This window comes from Parasphingorhabdus sp. (genome assembly GCF_048269915.1).
Taxonomy (GTDB): Bacteria; Pseudomonadota; Alphaproteobacteria; order Sphingomonadales; family Sphingomonadaceae; genus Parasphingorhabdus.
Genome location: NZ_JBLWTY010000003.1, coordinates 181,516 through 197,721, shown reverse-complemented (window position 1 = coordinate 197,721; position 16,206 = coordinate 181,516). Strand labels below are relative to the sequence as shown.

General features: G+C 56.8%; 18 protein-coding genes and 1 riboswitch. Of the genes, 6 read left to right on the top strand and 12 right to left on the bottom strand.

The window, feature by feature from the left end; genetic code table 11:
* Positions 1–152: 152 nt before the first annotated feature.
* Positions 153–533, top strand: a complete 381-nt coding sequence (locus tag ACN0WX_RS09425) for a hypothetical protein (RefSeq protein WP_417622060.1) — start codon at positions 153–155, stop codon at positions 531–533.
* A gap of 177 nt (positions 534–710) precedes the next feature.
* Here the strand turns inward: ACN0WX_RS09425 and ACN0WX_RS09420 are convergent, their stop codons facing one another.
* Entirely contained in the window at positions 711–971 is a 261-nt protein-coding gene (locus tag ACN0WX_RS09420) for a hypothetical protein (protein ID WP_417622059.1), read from the bottom strand.
* Positions 972–1,267: 296 nt separating this feature from the next.
* Between ACN0WX_RS09420 and ACN0WX_RS09415 the strand changes: the two genes are divergently transcribed.
* Positions 1,268–1,438: a CsbD family protein gene (locus ACN0WX_RS09415; protein WP_417622058.1), complete on the top strand. Its 171-nt coding sequence runs from the start codon at positions 1,268–1,270 to the stop codon at positions 1,436–1,438.
* Between the two features lie 286 nt (positions 1,439–1,724).
* Here the strand turns inward: ACN0WX_RS09415 and ACN0WX_RS09410 are convergent, their stop codons facing one another.
* Positions 1,725–2,315, bottom strand: a complete 591-nt coding sequence (locus ACN0WX_RS09410) for a hypothetical protein (RefSeq protein ID WP_417622057.1) — start codon at positions 2,313–2,315, stop codon at positions 1,725–1,727.
* A 211-nt stretch (positions 2,316–2,526) separates the two neighbouring features.
* Here ACN0WX_RS09410 and ACN0WX_RS09405 point away from each other — a divergent pair, with 211 nt between their 5' ends.
* Positions 2,527–3,123, top strand: coding sequence for a DUF2726 domain-containing protein (locus tag ACN0WX_RS09405; protein WP_417622056.1), 597 nt, complete (start codon positions 2,527–2,529; stop codon positions 3,121–3,123).
* Between the two features lie 106 nt (positions 3,124–3,229).
* On the opposite strand, the gene ACN0WX_RS09400 is transcribed toward ACN0WX_RS09405, so the two are convergent.
* From ACN0WX_RS09400 to ACN0WX_RS09355, 10 genes are all read right to left on the bottom strand, one after another.
* Complete coding sequence (locus tag ACN0WX_RS09400) at positions 3,230–4,282, bottom strand: phosphoadenosine phosphosulfate reductase family protein (RefSeq protein WP_417622055.1); 1,053 nt, start codon at positions 4,280–4,282, stop codon at positions 3,230–3,232.
* The gene (locus tag ACN0WX_RS09395; protein ID WP_417622054.1) at positions 4,275–4,895 is read right to left on the bottom strand and encodes a hypothetical protein; all 621 of its coding nucleotides are present in this window, start codon (positions 4,893–4,895) and stop codon (positions 4,275–4,277) included. The genes ACN0WX_RS09400 and ACN0WX_RS09395 overlap by 8 nt, the downstream gene beginning before the upstream one ends.
* Positions 4,896–5,109: 214 nt before the next feature.
* Positions 5,110–5,571, bottom strand: coding sequence for a Rid family hydrolase (locus tag ACN0WX_RS09390; protein ID WP_417622053.1), 462 nt, complete (start codon positions 5,569–5,571; stop codon positions 5,110–5,112).
* Positions 5,572–5,945: 374 nt separating this feature from the next.
* Positions 5,946–6,248 (bottom strand): mannose-1-phosphate guanylyltransferase, encoded by a 303-nt coding sequence (locus tag ACN0WX_RS09385; RefSeq protein ID WP_417622052.1) that lies wholly within the window; start codon positions 6,246–6,248, stop codon positions 5,946–5,948.
* Positions 6,249–6,251: 3 nt separating this feature from the next.
* The gene (thiC, locus tag ACN0WX_RS09380) at positions 6,252–8,162 is read right to left on the bottom strand and encodes a phosphomethylpyrimidine synthase ThiC (protein WP_417622051.1); all 1,911 of its coding nucleotides are present in this window, start codon (positions 8,160–8,162) and stop codon (positions 6,252–6,254) included.
* 38 nt (positions 8,163–8,200) lie between these two features.
* Positions 8,201–8,605: a hypothetical protein gene (locus ACN0WX_RS09375; RefSeq protein ID WP_417622050.1), complete on the bottom strand. Its 405-nt coding sequence runs from the start codon at positions 8,603–8,605 to the stop codon at positions 8,201–8,203.
* A 46-nt stretch (positions 8,606–8,651) separates the two neighbouring features.
* Positions 8,652–8,770: riboswitch (TPP riboswitch) on the bottom strand.
* Between the two features lie 84 nt (positions 8,771–8,854).
* On the bottom strand, positions 8,855–9,721 hold the full coding sequence (locus ACN0WX_RS09370) for a MipA/OmpV family protein (RefSeq protein ID WP_417622049.1): 867 nt from the start codon (positions 9,719–9,721) through the stop codon (positions 8,855–8,857).
* Positions 9,722–9,817: 96 nt separating this feature from the next.
* On the bottom strand, positions 9,818–11,197 hold the full coding sequence (locus ACN0WX_RS09365; protein ID WP_417622048.1) for an HD-GYP domain-containing protein: 1,380 nt from the start codon (positions 11,195–11,197) through the stop codon (positions 9,818–9,820).
* Between the two features lie 68 nt (positions 11,198–11,265).
* On the bottom strand, positions 11,266–11,724 hold the full coding sequence (locus ACN0WX_RS09360; protein WP_417622047.1) for a DUF2141 domain-containing protein: 459 nt from the start codon (positions 11,722–11,724) through the stop codon (positions 11,266–11,268).
* The gene (locus ACN0WX_RS09355) at positions 11,666–12,430 is read right to left on the bottom strand and encodes a sterol desaturase family protein (protein WP_417622435.1); all 765 of its coding nucleotides are present in this window, start codon (positions 12,428–12,430) and stop codon (positions 11,666–11,668) included. The genes ACN0WX_RS09360 and ACN0WX_RS09355 overlap by 59 nt, the downstream gene beginning before the upstream one ends.
* 106 nt (positions 12,431–12,536) lie before the next feature.
* Here ACN0WX_RS09355 and crtY point away from each other — a divergent pair, with 106 nt between their 5' ends.
* Genes crtY through ACN0WX_RS09340 form a run of 3 tightly spaced genes read left to right on the top strand, consistent with a single transcriptional unit; the run spans position 12,537 to position 16,201 of the window.
* The gene (crtY, locus tag ACN0WX_RS09350) at positions 12,537–13,709 is read left to right on the top strand and encodes a lycopene beta-cyclase CrtY (RefSeq protein WP_417622046.1); all 1,173 of its coding nucleotides are present in this window, start codon (positions 12,537–12,539) and stop codon (positions 13,707–13,709) included.
* 13 nt (positions 13,710–13,722) lie between these two features.
* Positions 13,723–15,234: a phytoene desaturase gene (locus ACN0WX_RS09345; RefSeq protein WP_417622045.1), complete on the top strand. Its 1,512-nt coding sequence runs from the start codon at positions 13,723–13,725 to the stop codon at positions 15,232–15,234.
* 40 nt (positions 15,235–15,274) lie between these two features.
* A complete protein-coding gene (locus ACN0WX_RS09340; protein ID WP_417622044.1) occupies positions 15,275–16,201 on the top strand; it encodes a phytoene/squalene synthase family protein in 927 nt (308 codons plus the stop codon).
* Positions 16,202–16,206: the final 5 nt, after the last annotated feature.

Below are 16,206 nucleotides of genomic sequence, written 5' to 3'. Positions count from 1 at the left end.
AAAAGGAAGCGGGGCGCACGTGACGGCCATCACGGTCCGGTTGCCGGCCCGTCGCCTAGGCCGGAACGCGCCGGGAGCGGAACAGCCCCGCCCTCGCGGATCGGCTTTTTCCTCCCGGCAGCAGAAACCGAAGCAACAAAGCGGAGTAGATAATGAAGACTATTACCAGACTGTTCGCCCTGAGCCTTGCCAGCGCACCGGTACTCTTGACCCCGGTGGCGACCGCACAGGCACAGACAATGCTCAACGGCACTTATGTGAACGGTGACAACAGCGCGAAATGGGTATTCGGCAACCGCACCGGCCAGTTTATCCAGTATAAGTCGATCAACGGCAATCCGGGCACGATCGTGATCGACTTCCGCTATGCGCTCGAAAATAACGGCAAGATGCTGAACTATACCCAGACCCAGATCCGTCTCGAGGACCACCCGATGGCCAGATCCCAGTCGCTGAACAAACAGTATCGGGAACAGATCGAGCTGCGTCCCAGTGCGATCGTAATCGGCGGAAAAACATATTCCAAGCGATGATTCCCCGGCGTCCGGACCCCGGCAGGCGCAGTATCGCGCCTGCCGGATCAGCGGCTGACGGATCAGCGAATGACGGGTTGCCGGGGCGGGCCTATCTGGCGCCGCCCATCGTAAAACCGGATGCGGACAGCGGATATTCTCCTGCTGCCCGCAACCGATAGCCGGTGGTCCGGCGGGCTATTGCGGCGAGGCCGTGGCGGACTTGCTCGAGGAAGCCGGCTTGCTCGGCTGGCCGGCCTTGAACGCATCATCGAGCGCTTTCTGGCGATCGGGATTACCGTAGACTTTCCCCTTCGCCGGTGCCGTTATCTGATCCGCGCCCTTGGCCATGTCGCTTTTCTTGTGCCAGTCCTGGGATTTTTTTTCGTCGCTGGCCATGGCCGGCGCAGACAGGATGGACAGGGTGACAGCGAGTCCGAATGCCGAATATATTTTCACAATTTTTCTCCAAGTTGAGGCGGACCCGAAAGCGGTCCGCAACCGGAAACTACAGCGAACCGGCCGGATCGCTGCGTGATGGCGGTCACGTCCCTGCTGTTCCTGTTCCCAACCCGCTCCCCTCACCATTCCCCCGGCCCTGCCACCAAAACGCCAGTCCGTTTCGATTGCGCGCCAGCCTGCTGAAGCGGCGGGAACGAACCGTCCTTTCATGCTTTAATATTGTGCAGGCGCGATCGCCTGCATCCCCCACGGGCCGGCAATCCGGCTCAACAGAAGACAGAAGGATGATGAAAATGGGTGAACTAGTAGACAAGGCAAAAGGCAATGTGAACGAAGCCGTTGGCAAAGCCAAACAGCAGAGCCATGACCCCGAGACCCGTGCCAAAGGCAAGGCGCAGGAAACCAAGGGCAAGGCCCAGCAAGTCAAGGGCTCCGTCAAGGGTGCTCTGGGCGATAAAGTCTGACCCCTCCCTGACCCCCGGCGCTGCCCGTTCTCCCTCTCCCTGACCGCGGACAGCGCCAAACAGGAAAGCCGGCCCTCACGGGTCGGCTTTTTTGCGGATCGGGCTTGTCGGTCGTTCGGTTCGGGGGTGATTTGGGTGGACGCGTGGCACCCGGTCCGTTCGCTGCCGGACCTGTCGAAGCACGGGTGGGACCAGCTACCCTTGGGTCATAGACGCCCACCGTTGAGCTGCGGTCGCCTTCGGCTCGACAGGCTCAGGGCGAACGGGTTTTTATAACGGGGAGGCGCTACGAACAGGCCTCGACATAGCCAAGCACCGGCATCGTGCCGACATGGATCTGGCTGACCGTGCCGTCGCTGCCGATTTCAAAGCGCAGCGCGGAATCGCCGCTGGCGGCATTGGGGGCGGTCAGATATTTGCCGGGCGCGTCGACATATTTGTGCGGGGTGGCGGGAAAGGGGAAATACTTCTTAACCTCGGTCTCGCTGGCGCCGGTGCCAATGCCCTCGGCCAGCTTTACGTTGGAGCGCTGGCCGATCGAAATGCGGCGGACCGTGTCGCCCTCGACAATTGCATAGGCGCCGGGATAGTCGGGCGAGGAAAGCACGCGACAGCTGTCGGAAGCCTGCGCACCTTTTTCGCCCCAACTGCTGTCGGCAGGAACGGCTTCGCCGATCCGCAGATCGCCGAGACCAGCGAGCGAGAGAATATTGGCCGATGGCGCCGGATCGGCAGCGGGGGCTGCCTTCTCCGGGACCATCGGCGTTGCGGGTGTCACAGAAACAGTCTCATCCGCAGCCGGTTCGGCATCGGAGGAGGACTGCGAGGAGCAGGCCGCGAGGATGGCGAGCGGGATTAGGGAGAGAGTTTGTTTCATGTTATTTATGACGCGCGGGTGGGGGAAAGGTTGCGTGGCAACCGATAATCGGCGCCGCGCGCAGCGCTCGCCGGGAATTGTTGCATCTGTCTCGATAATTTCATTCGATCGCACGTGATTCAAAATAAAGGATTTTCTAAAGGGGGCTCGCCGTACACGGTTTTTCAACCGTTTTCGGGCAAAAGTGGAGACAGGAGCCATGGAGCCCAATATGGACGGACTGTTCGCCTTCATCCTGTTGAACCTGCCCGGGGCGGTGGCCCTGGTAATCGCCTTTGCGCTGGGGCGAGCGGTCGAGCAATATCGCACCAAGGCCCGGCGCGCGGAATGGCGGTCAAAAAACGGCTGGAAATTTGGCAAGAAAAAACCGGAGACGCGCGCCGATTTCGCGGCTGGCCAGCTCAAGACGGTGAGTCAGGCCAGCTTCACCTCCCGTTCGCTGCTCAACAAGTCGGAGGCCAATGTCTTTACCGCGCTCGACAAGGCGGTGATCGCGCGCAATCCCGGCTGGCAGGTGATGGCGCAGGTCTCGCTCGGCGAATTTCTCGCCAGCCCAGACAGGAACGCCTTTCTGAGCGTCAATTCCAAGCGCGTCGATTTCGCCCTGATGGACGACCGCTGCCGCGTGGTCCACGCGCTCGAATATCAGGGATCGGGCCACCATGTCGGCGACTGTGCCCCTGCCCGCGACGCAGTAAAAAAGGAAGCGCTGCGCAAGGCGGGTATTGGTTATCACGAGGTGGTTGCGGGGCATACGACCGCGGGCGAGCTGAGGGCTCTGGTGGAGAAGTTGGTGCCGGTGGGTTGAGGGTTGGGTTATGCGGTTATGCGAATATAAGTTTAGAACGGCAGTACACAATAATCCGGATAGAAGTGCAATCATCGGAAATCCGAAATTCTAGGAAGATGTGATATCAGGAGGCTCGTTTAGGAAATGACAATCGTGGTACCTGATCAAACTCCCACAAACTAGCAATGAGCCCCCTCTCATCGGAGTCAAGAATTTCGGTACCCGTTTCCGCCTCAAGAAGATCGACGCGAGAAAGGATTTCATAGCGAGCGCTTAGAGTGAATGGTCCGAGTCCGGCGTTGCCGTTTCGTCTTACCGGCCACCGCCTTTCTGGATCATTGCGGATATCCGCTAACCAGTTTCGAAAGTCCAAGAACGGTTGTAGCTCCTCGTACCCTGCATCGACAAGTTTCATTGCAGACTTATCTTTCCTGACAACCGTGCAAGTCCAACATCCAAACCGACCACTTGCACACGGTGGAGCATTGGGCGCTTTAATTACGGGACACTCGCCGGATGCATCTCGATAAAGAATCTCCAACTTTTTTGGATCAATACTTTTTGGTAGCGGTAGTGCGAAAACGGTGTCCCAGACTGCTGGAACATCCATATCAACGATTGGCAGGAAAAGGTCATAGTCACCCTTTCCTTCTCGCTGCTTTTGCCAATACTTATCGTTGCTCTTCGCCAAAGAACGGTCACGTTGTTGGCTTTCAGAACTCCTAAGACCAAGAATTACCACAGTGTTGTCGGGATCGTTAGCTTGAATAAAGCGGCTAACAGGTCGGATTCTTAAACCCGTGGTGCACCATCGGAACGAATTCGTTGGCGGTGGGTAGCCACGCCCGATGAGGCGTACGAAGAATCGATCTTCCGGCGGCGCCTTTAAACACCGCACCTCGATTGGTATTGCTAGCTCTGCAAACTCCATTCGCATGTGGTTCAAAAGACTTTTCACGTACGAATCTAGAATTGGGTTCTCAACGCCAGTGTCACAATAAATAAGCGTCATTCGTTGCGGCTTAACGCGAGCAGTATTATAAGCCTGAAGAAATATTTTTAGGGCTGCGGTAGAATCTTTCCCGCCAGAAAACGCTATAATCCAGTGCGCTTCATGACGTGCCTCCAATGCAGAAACCGTTCGATCAACCGAAGCAAAAACTAGATCTTCAGGCAATTGATGCCACGCGACCGTGGATTATATTTTGATATTTTTCTTCCATCAGGTCGAGTTGTTCATCCCCTAATTTAAGGTGCTTCTCGGTACTCTTTACTGAGCCCAAGAACCCAAACAATGCACTGACGAAATAAGCAACAGCTGCATAATCTGCGTTCGCCACACCACTTAAAATCAGAACAAGGCTGTATCCTAAGAACAGGATACTGATAGCTGTCAAATCCGCCGCGCTAGTCCAAATCAATCCGTTGAACATTACACGTTGGCCTTTCACTTTAAGACTCTCATCATGATCAATAATGTCGTAAAAAACACGACGCACATTGTCCCAAGTATACCTATTTTTATCATCAGGCAGGCCCGCAATGCTAACCATTCTTGAACGAATATTTTCATTCACGCGGTCGTAATAACTTCTATTAATCCACGACCGGAGAGGGGTAAATCGATAAATAACTCCGATTACTAATACTAAAATACTCTTGAAGAGCGCATCTAAATCTGGTGTCGGCAGCTCATACAAATCTGTGATCAGCCCCAGCGTCACTGCACCCAAAACGAAAATCGCTCCCGGAACAATTATTCTTAAGTAATTTAATGTTTTTTGATCCACACCTACCTCAGAAAATAATTACCTCATTTTATCGTTACATACAAACAATCCTTTTACGATAGATTTCTACTTATGACTATACAGGGTAGCCTGCATAAGGATTACTATATTTTCTAGGCTCAATTGGTCTATGATAGAGGTTCACGCTGAGCAATTTGTTGGCGCACAATTCCTCATCAATGTTGAAACGACAACAGACAGTGCTTGCCCCCACTCACTCCCCGTCCGTGTTCCGCTGCGCCACGATCTTGATCTCGACCACGCCGTCCGCCTCGTAGAGCGCGCTGACGCCGATCGCGGTCCAGGTGGGGAACGGAGTTTTGGCATATTGGTTTTTTACTTCGACCATTTCGTTGATCGAGCTTTGCAGGTCGGTGTGATAGCTGGTCAGGTCGACGACATCGTCCCAGCCGACTCCGGCCCGTTCCAGCGTCCGGCCGATCCGGTCGAAGGCACGGGTGAAGGCGGGCTTCAGGTCGCTCTCGCCGGGCTCTGGCGTGACGATCACGCCGGACAGATAGACCTTGTCGCCGGCGATCACCGCATCGGCGTAACCGACCGCTGACTGGAAGGCCGCTGCTTCCGGGTCTTCCGGCATGAAGACGTCTTTCGCGTTCTTCGCCTGCAGCGGTGCGGCCATGGCCAGCAGTGGCAGGACCATCAGAAATTTGCGCATGTTGTTTCCCCCCTTTGGTTGCACCGACTCGCTGGCGGAAAAGGCCAGCTGTTGCAGGGGGTTATACTGCGCTCTTCGGCTGGCTGTCGTCAAGCTGTGGGGTGCGGGACTATGGACGCAGGCGCAGTAAACACAGGACGCTATCTTAGCGCCTTCGTGTCTTCGTGTGATATTTTCATGTCACAAATGGCGGTTAGACAACAGGCACCACCCCAACCCCTCCTCTAAAGAGGAGGGGCTTTAAATGTTGCTTTGTGAATGTGGCATAGTCAAAATATGCTCGTCATCCTGAACTCGCTTCAGGACCTCCGGGCGGCAGTGCACAATCTCGCGGGATCCTGAAACAAGTTCAGGATGACGAAATCCTTGACGGATCAGTCTGCTTTTCCGACCATCTTTTCATATTCCGCGCGAATATCCTCGTCGATCTCCACTGGCCCGCCACCCCAGCGATGCCGGTCCTGGCCATTTTTCTTCACACCGGACACCCAATATTCCTCACCCGTTTCGTCGTCGATGAAGTTGCCCCTCACACCGTTCGCTCGCACCAACAGCTTGTCTCTGAAATATATGCCGCGACCAGTTTTTGTCTGGCGAACCTTTGTAATCCAAGCCGGACCTCGGTGAAGCTCTCCCGGCTTGAATTCGACATACATTATCTGGCTTTTATGCCCCATAACTCACTCCGCCGGTTCGCTCACCTCATCCTCCGGCAGATACAACCGATCCCCCTTGTCCTTATAAACCTTCGCCATCTCGCGCATGCCTTCTTCCGCTGCGGCCTTGCTGGCTGCTGCGGTATCGGCGCCCAGTTTCTCAGACGCAATAAACCCTTCGGCGCTCTGGTTCTGTTTGCTGGCGAAGTCGCGCACCTCTTGCGAGATTTTCATGCTGCAGAATTTCGGGCCGCACATCGAGCAGAAATGGGCGGTTTTCGCGCCTTCTGCGGGGAGCGTCTGGTCGTGATATTGCATCGCCGTGTCGGGGTCGAGGCTGAGGTTGAACTGGTCGCGCCAGCGGAATTCGAAGCGCGCCTTGGACAGGGCATCGTCGCGGACCTGCGCGGCCGGGTGGCCCTTGGCGAGGTCGGCGGCGTGGGCGGCGAGTTTATAGGTGACGACGCCGACTTTCACATCGTCGCGGTCGGGCAGGCCGAGATGTTCCTTGGGCGTGACATAGCAGAGCATCGCCGTGCCGTACCAGCCGATCTGGGCGGCGCCGATGCCGCTGGTGATATGGTCATAGCCGGGCGCGATGTCGGTGGTGAGGGGGCCGAGCGTGTAGAAAGGCGCCTCGCCGCAGACTTCGAGCTGCTTTTCCATATTCTCCTTGATCTTGTGCATCGGCACATGGCCGGGGCCTTCGATCATCACCTGCACGTCCGACTTCCACGCGCGGTGGGTCAGCTCGCCGAGCGTGTAGAGTTCGGAGAATTGCGCCTCGTCATTGGCATCGGCAATCGAGCCGGGGCGCAGGCCGTCGCCGAGGCTGTAGGCGATGTCATAGGCCTTCATGATCTCGGTAATGTCGTCGAAATGCTCGTAGAGGAAGCTTTCCTTGTGATGCGCCAGGCACCATTTGGCCATGATCGAGCCGCCGCGGCTGACGATGCCGGTGACGCGCTTGGCCGCCATCGGCACATAGGGCAGCCGGACACCGGCGTGGATGGTGAAATAGTCGACGCCCTGCTCCGCCTGTTCGATCAGGGTATCGCGGAAAATTTCCCAGGTCAGGTCCTCGGCGACGCCGCCGACTTTTTCCAGCGCCTGATAGATCGGCACGGTGCCGATTGGCACGGGGCTGTTGCGGATGATCCACTCGCGGGTGTCGTGGATGTTGCGACCGGTGGAGAGATCCATGACCGTGTCGGCGCCCCAGCGGATCGACCAGACCATCTTGTCGACCTCATTGGCAACATCGGATGCGACGGCGCTGTTGCCGATATTGGCGTTGATCTTGACCAGGAAATTGCGGCCAATTGCCATCGGCTCGGTTTCGGGATGGTTGATGTTGCTGGGGATGATCGCCCTGCCCCGCGCCACTTCGTCGCGGACAAATTCCGGCGTGACATAGTCGGGGATCGACGCGCCGAAGCTCTCGCCGTCGCGCTTATATTCCTTGAGCCGCTCGCGCCCGAGATTTTCGCGCTCGGCGACATATTCCATTTCCGGGGTGATGATGCCCTGGCGCGCATAATGCATCTGGGAAACGTTCGCGCCCGGCCTGGCGCGGAGCACCTTGCGGCGGACATTGGGGAAAGGCGCGACGCCGCCGCTGCGGTCGGGGCCGAGCTGGCCATTGTCTTCCGGTTTCACTTCGCGCTGGTCGACTTCCTCGACATCACCGCGGCTGCGGATCCACTGGCCGCGCAATTCGTTGAGGCCGGTCGTGATATCGATCAGCGCCTCGGGATCGGTATAGGGGCCGGACGTGTCGTAGACGCGCACCGGCGCTTCGCCACCCTCGAGCTGTATCTCGCGCATCGCCACGCGGATGCCGCTGCCGCTATGCGCGGCGACGTGAATTTTCTTCGAACCGCGGATCGGGCCGGTGGTTACGCCAATTTCGGTTTTTGCGGGAAGGTCGGCCATAGATGATGCTTTCTTTGAAGTTTAGATTTCTTTGAAGTTTAGATTTGGAGCCGGACGAGACCGGCAAAAATAGCGGCGAGGCTGAAGATGATGGCGAGAACCGCCCAGAAGCGCGCTTCCTTGCCCATGAGACGGCTGGCAAAGTTCATGAACCAGTCACCCAGCGCCAGGATCAGCATGCCTTCGATGATGATCCAGCCGCCGATGACGGTGACCAGGATCGACAGCCAGTCGGCCGGGTCGAAGGGATTGACAAGATAGATGGTGGCACCCAGTGCCAGGGTGACGATTCCGGTGACAAATTGCAGCGCGCTGCTGGCCCGGATTTCCCCCAGCATATTGGACCAGAAGCCGGGGTTGCGATATTCGCCAACGCCCGCCGCCAGTCCGTAGAGGCCGAAGAAAAGGGTGATCCACCCGGTGATATTGCCTGCACTGCCCATCGCGTCGCTCCTTCTGGCCTGATGGAGAAAGAGCGTGTCGGGTTTAACCGGATAACCGCTCCCTCCCTCCGCCGGTGAGCCCGAATATACGGGGCCGGATCAGGTTCTGCGGGTCGGGCGACGTTACGCGCCCCTCTCAGTCAAACGACTCCCCGGGGAAGGTCAGAGCTTAGGACGAACCGGAAGTCAGGTCCAGCGAAGTTTGCAACGCTGCATTTCAGGATCGGCCCGGCGATTGCGGCCCGCAAATCAGAATGTATAACCCACGCCGATCGCGCCGAACCATTGGTTGGCGCTGCCGCGGATCGAGGTGACCGGGGATCGTTTTGCATCTTCCAGCATTCTCGAATAGCCGCCGAGGAATATCAGACCAAGGCCCCCATTGGTGATATCGCCGTCAAGATCGACTGCGGTCAGCAGCGTCGCGCCGACATTTTTCCAGCCACCACCGGCAGCGAAGGCCGGCAGGCCGCTGGCGGTGGATCCGGCGGGGGAAATGCTGAAATAATAATCGGCATAATCATCGTCGACATGTTCCGCGCTGATCGCCAGGCTGGTTGCCAGGCCGCGGCTGAGCGGCGTGAAATAGGTCAGGCTTGGGAAAACGACCATGCCGTCATGCGCCCCGGCGACATCCCAGCGCACATCGACTTGCGCGGTCAGCGAGTCATACGGATTGAGCAGGCGATTGACCTGAACGCCGGCGACCGGTCCCAGCTCCAGCGCAAAGTCCAGCTTGCCAAGCGAACGGACGACGGGATCCTTGATCGAATTGTGTCGGTCAAACCGCGCCCGCACCACGGGACCAAGAACGAAGTCGATCTTTGCGTCCTTTTGGTCGGGGATGAAGTCGAGCGCGATACCCGGACCACGCGGCTGGAAATCGACGCCGCCGAGGCGGCCGAGTACGACCGGCAGCGGCGACACCGTATAATCGTCCGAGCCGTCATAGCTCGGGCCAACCGCTACGCCGATGCCAGCGGTTATATAATCGCCATCAAAAACGGATTTTTCAACCGGCATCGGTGCCGGATCTTCCTGTGCCATCAGCGGCTGGGCCGAGACCACGCCCATAGAACATATGGCAGTACGGAAGAGAATATTGAATGTTTTCATGGCTTTTTCCATCAGACTTGGAAACCGTCCAACGCACCGGGGCGCGTTTCGGTTCCCTTTCACTTTAGAGCAGGAGCCGCCATTTGGCAAAATGCTTCAGTGTAGCTCAACCTGTTGGATTATATTTTGCAACGCCTCGAAACATTGCCTGTCCACGGCTTTCCCGACTTCACCCTGCAATATGGCCATGGCTTTTTCGGATGGCATCGCCGACCGATAGGACCGGTCCATGGTCAAGGCATCATAGATATCGGCAACGGTGATGATACGGGTTTCCATCGCGATACTGCGTTCATCGAGACCGAGCGGATATCCCTTGCCATCAAGCCGTTCGTGGTGCGACCCGGAAATCATTGCCATATCGCTCATCACGCCAATCCGGCCCAGAATATCGGTTGTATAAACAGCATGGCGCTGCATGGCCTCCCATTCCTCCGCATCCAGCTTGCCGGGCTTTTCGAGAATCTCGCTGCTCACACCCAGCTTTCCGACATCGTGCAGGATGGCAGCCCGGCGCAGCGCCCGGCGGCGGTCATCGTCCATTCCCAGTTTTTCGGCAATCTTGTCAGCAAGCAGGCCCACCCGCTCACTATGGCCAGCGGTATAGGGGCTTTTGGCATCAATCACCCGGCCAAAGGCGAGGCTGATATCGTCGAGATAGTCTTCGTCGACGGGAATATATTGCACCGCCGGCTCAAGAGCGAACAATTGCTCGGGCAGATCATCCAGCTTGAGCTCTTCCCAGAATCCGCTGGCCGCAGACAGTTTTTCGAATAGCAGACACAGCTTCGGATCAAGCCAGCTTCCCGAGCGGCTGCGAACCTCGGCAATCGCGGCATCCTTGCCATGGGCCGTGAAAAAGACATCGACAACCTGAGCCAGCAACGCGATCCGGCCACCAATATGGATGTCGGTTCCGGCGATCCCCAGCGGCAAGCCACCCCCGTCCCAATGTTCATCAAGATGGGCGATCGCCTGAGCAACATTCTCGGAAAACCTGAGCTGCCGGGCGATATCAGCGCCGCGCTCACATCGGGTTCCGATGATCTCGGTCATGATAGCATCGCCATTTTCGGCGATATTGCCAAGCGCCTGATTGCGCGCGTCTGCCGCAGCCGTCACGCCGACGGCGCTGACAACATGTTCACCAAAATCTTCGGGCCGTGGACCGATTAATTTGAAATCATGCTTGAGCTTGCGATCGTCGCCGACAAACATTTCGCTAACCCGGGCAGCATTGCTGCTACAGCCGAGATCCTTGAGCAGCGTAGCATAATAGACATCGCGCAATTCGTCGCCCTTCATACCCAGAGCCATGCCCAGTTGCGTCCCGATCCAGCAGGCACGGATACTGTGGCCAGCGGGCTGCCCTTCGGTCAGATCCAGCGCGTAAGTAAACGCGCCCAATATTTCCGACAATCGCAATTGGTCGGCACTGTCCTGCTGTTTGAAATGGGTATTAATCGCTTGATACATTACTCAGACTCCTACAAGATTCCGGTCAATGCAGGCTTAATCCTAGTAATGGGTTAATTTTCATTCGTCTAAAGTATGTATTTCATGCGCACCGCATAATGCGCATCATCGGTTCCGACGGAAAATTGGGCCGACTCGAATTTCGGCGGACCCATGCCAATTTTGGGATTTCGGGAAAAGCCAAATCCTTCGCGTGGCAGAAAGAGGCGCAGATCCATTTTCCCGTTGGCATTTTCATCGTGCACCAGCGCCACGGCATAGATACCCGGCTTCACGCCAGCGATCTGGATATGGCCGGCTTTGGCTGCGGGCACTTTCAGCTTGCGCGCCTTCTTGTCTTTGGTGCAATCCGGAAAATATTCTGGATCGGCGCTCAAACAGACCAGAACATCGCCTTTTTCAGAGCGCAAACCGATGATGGCAAGGTCAATCGAGCTCGAGATCACCGGCACAGTGGCGGTTGGCGCCTCAGCCGCCGACGCACTGGCCGCGAGCAGCAATGCCGAAACCGCTGTCAGGATCGGCAAGCCCGATGTCCGTACCACAGATTTTGTCCCAGAACCGAAAATACAACCCATAATTACCTCGATAGAATTCATGATGTTTTTCATGGTGGGACGCGGTGATCAGCCCCTGCCCCAATCGTCCGCGGACCAGCCAGCGTGGAAACATCTCCCACCCCATATGGTTGGATACGCCCATAACGGTCATGACCAGCAATACCAGTCCCAAAATGCCGACATGAATCGGTATCGCGATGACCAGGGCCGGAATAACGATCGCACCGCTGATCGCCTCGACCGGATGAAAGCTCATCGCGGCCCAGGCTGTCGGCGGACGGCTGTCATGATGGACCGCATGCGCGAGCTTGAACCATTGCGGCCGGTGAAACAGCCGGTGGGTCCAGTAGAACCATGTGTCATGGATAAAAAGATAGAGGAAAAATGACACCGGTAGATACCATAAGGGGTACATCACGGGAACGGTGTAAATCTTGGTCCAGCCAGCATTTTGCCAGCCCCATGCAACGATCCCCGCGGGCACGCCATAGATCGCCGCAGACAGCAGCGACCAGCGGATTTCGCGACCGATTTGCGGTTTCAGCTTCACATATTGGCCCGGCCGGACGCGCTCGGTCAGCCAGGCAAAAAATCCGCTGCTCAGCAAATAGCGCCCGCCGATGATCAGCGTCATGGCGATAGCCGATAACAGGAGGGGAAACGCATGATCCATACGACGGGGAATATGGTGCCGATCATCCGGGAGCAAGGGATAAAGAACCGCTGGCAGGCTTTCAGACAGGCTTTCCCCGGTCCAGCCCATCCGCTAAGGCGAAGCGATGCCCGAGCCCTCACGTTCCTCCAATCCCTATGATCTGGCGATCGCTGGCGGCGGTCTGGCCGGCGGCCTGATTGCGCTGGCACTGAACAGGTTGAGGCCGGAATTGAATATTCTGCTGATCGAGGCCGGGGCGCATTTCGGGGGTAATCATATCTGGTCTTTTTTCGCAAGCGATGTCGAAGCGGAACACCGCTGGCTGGTCGACCCGCTGATCTCTCGCCAGTGGGACAGCTATGACGTCCATTTCCCGAAATATAGCCGCCGCCTGCACAATGGCTATTATTCGATAGAGTCCGGAAATCTCGACAAGCAAGTGCATAGCAAGCTACCTCCGAAAGCGCTGAAAACGGGACATAGAGTCAAACGCGTCGAGAAGAACCGGGTGATATTGGATGATGGCGAAGAAATTTCTGCTTCCGCAGTGCTGGATGTGCGCGGTGGTGGCGATATTTCTGCGCTGGAATGCGGCTGGCAGAAATTTTACGGCCAGATGCTGCAGCTGAAGCAACCGCACGGCCTTGAGCGCCCGGTCATCATGGACGCAACAGTGGAACAGATTGACGGCTACCGCTTTGTCTACTGCCTGCCATTCAGTGAAACGGAAGTCTTTGTCGAAGATACTTACTATGCCGACACGGCTGACCTCGACAGCGCGGCGTCCCATGCCCGGATTGCCGACTATACAGCCGATCAGGGCTGGGAAATCGAGGCAGTAGTCGGCGAGGAAAAAGGCCGGCTGCCAGTGTTTTATGGCGGAGATTTCGAGGCTTTCTGGAAAGCCAATCCAGGGGTCGATGCGCGTGCCGGTGCGCGTGCCGCCCTGATTCAGCCAATCACCAGCTATTCCCTGCCAATGGCGGTCAAAACGGCTATCCTGATCGCCGAACAGCCCGAGATCAGTCAGAATATGCTCGACCAAAGGCTGCGCAATCTGGCGAGGGAGCACTGGAAAAAGGGAAAATTCTATCGCCTGCTCTGCGCGTTCCTGTTTCTCGGTGCCGATCCCGAAAAACGCTATAAATCGCTGCAACATACCTATAGCAAGGATGAACGGTTGCTCGCGCGTTTCTATGCTGGCAAATCGACCCGGATGGATCAGATCAGTCTGCTCTCGGGCAAGCCTCCCATTCCTATTTCCCGCGCCATCCCGCTATTGTTCAAATATAGATGAGTTTGTCTTTTCAATGAGTAACATTGCCAAATCCCAGAGTGAATTGTTCAAGAAAGCGGCCGTAATCGGTTCCGGCTTTGGCGGCTTGGCACTCGCCATCCGCCTGCAGTCAGCCGGAATCCAGACAACCATATTGGAAGGCCGCGACAAGCCTGGCGGACGCGCCTATTTCTGGGAAAAGCAAGGCTTTATCTTCGACGGCGGCCCAACCGTCATTACCGACCCGGACTGTCTGTCGCAGCTGTGGGAGCTCACCGGCCATGATATGGCGAAAGATATCGAGCTGATGCCGGTATCGCCTTTCTACCGGCTCAACTGGCCGGATGGCACGAATTTTGATTATGTCAACGATCCAGACGAGCTTTATGCCAATATCGCGGCGATCGAGCCCGATGCTGTCGAGGGTTACAAGAAATTCCTCGAATATAGCGGTGGCTTGTACGAGGAAGGCTATGTCAGGCTTGGCACCAAGGCGTTTCTCGATTTCAAATCCATGGTCAAGGCCGCCCCTACCCTGATGAAATATGAAGCCTATCGCTCTGTATATTCCAAGGTTTCGAGCTTTGTGAAAAACGAGAAACTCCGCGAGTTTCTGTCCTTTCAAACATTATTGGTGGGCGGAAATCCCATGAAGACCAGCGCGATTTACGGCCTGATCCATAAGCTGGAACGGCTGGGCGGAGTTTGGTTTGCCAAGGGCGGGACCAATATGCTGGTCAGTGCAATGGTCAAGCATTTCGAGCGCATTGGCGGGGTAATCCGGCTCGACGATCCGGTAACAAGAATTGATACCGTTGGCGACCGCGCCTCGGGTATCACTTGCAAATCGGGCTGGAAAGAGCAGTTTGATGCCATTGCCTCTAACGCCGACATCATGCACAGCTACCGCGATCTTCTGGGTCACAAGCATCGCAGCGCAACGGTAACCGACAAGCTGAAGAAAAAGACCTATTCGCCTTCGCTTTTCGTTGTCCATTTCGGGATAAAAGGCAGCTGGCCGGGCATCCCGCATCACATGATCCTGTTCGGACCACGCTACAAAGGCTTGCTCGAGGATATTTATGATTATGGCGTGCTGCCGAAAGATTTCTCGCTATACCTGCACCACCCGACCGTGACGGATCCGGGAATGGCACCGGAAGGCCATAGCAGCTTCTATGTGCTGGCACCGGTACCCCATCAGGGCAAGCTGCCGATTGACTGGAAAGAAATGGGACCGATCTATGAGAAGCGCATTCTCGACGAGATTGGCCGGCGCCTGATCCCGGATATTCACAACCGGATCATCACCAGTTTTCACTATACACCGCAGGATTTCGGGACTGACCTCAATGCGCATTTGGGCAGCGCGTTCAGCCTGGAACCCCTGCTCACGCAAAGCGCCTGGTTCCGGGTACACAACCGCGACGATGTGATTAACAATCTCTATTTCGTCGGCGCGGGTACCCATCCTGGCGCCGGAATTCCAGGTGTTGTGGGGAGCGCAAAGGCGACAGCCGAATTGATGCTGGAGGATCTGGCGTGATCGCCTGCGCTCACGATATCACCGTGAAGCGTTTCCAATCATGAACCGCGCCAATCTCGTCCTTTACGCTAAAGCCAGTATCGAACGAGGCTCCAAATCCTTTGCCCGGGCCTCGAAGCTATTCTCCCGCCAGACCCGCGAACGGGCCTGGCTGCTCTATTGCTGGTGCCGCGCCTGCGATGATCTGGCCGACGGACAAGATCATGGTCATGGCATGTCAAAAGTGCAAAATCCGGAGAAGACGATCGCGGCCATGCGAATGATGACCGTGCGCGCCCATGGCGGCGAGCAAACCGGCCAGCCCCCTTTTGATGCCTTTGGCTTCGCTGCCCAGGAATGCGGGATTCCCCTTGGCCTCGCCCATGACATGATCGACGGCTTCGCGCTGGACGCGAGGGATTGGCGACCGGAAACCGAAGCGGACCTTTTTCGATATTGTTATCATGTTGCGGGCACAGTTGGCTGCATGATGGCAATCGTAATGGGCGTTTCAGCAAGCAATCAGGAGTTGCTCGACCGCGCCTGTGATCTGGGTCTGGCGTTCCAACTCGCGAATATCGCCCGCGACGTGGCCGAGGACGCGGAGGCCGGGCGCTGCTATTTGCCGAAGACATGGCTGGCCGAAGCGAACATCCATTCCGATGACGTCATGAACCCGGATAAAAGGGATGGACTGGTTCTGCTGGTCGACCGGCTTTGTGATCGCGCCGCAGACTATGAAGCCTCTGCGCGCGTGGGTGCGACAAGCCTGCCATTCCGGTCGCGCTGGGCGGTGCTGGCGGCCGCCGGGATTTACGGCGACATTGCGCGGGCGGTCAAAAAAAGCGAAGGCCAGTCGCTTGAGCAGCGGATATATATCAGCAAAAGCAAGAAATTCGGCTGGATTGTAAAGGCGTTCTGGCAGGCCCTGTTTGCAGCGCCCCGCAGCGACCGACGGGGTCTTTGGACCAGAGCCCGTCCCGCCTAACGGAA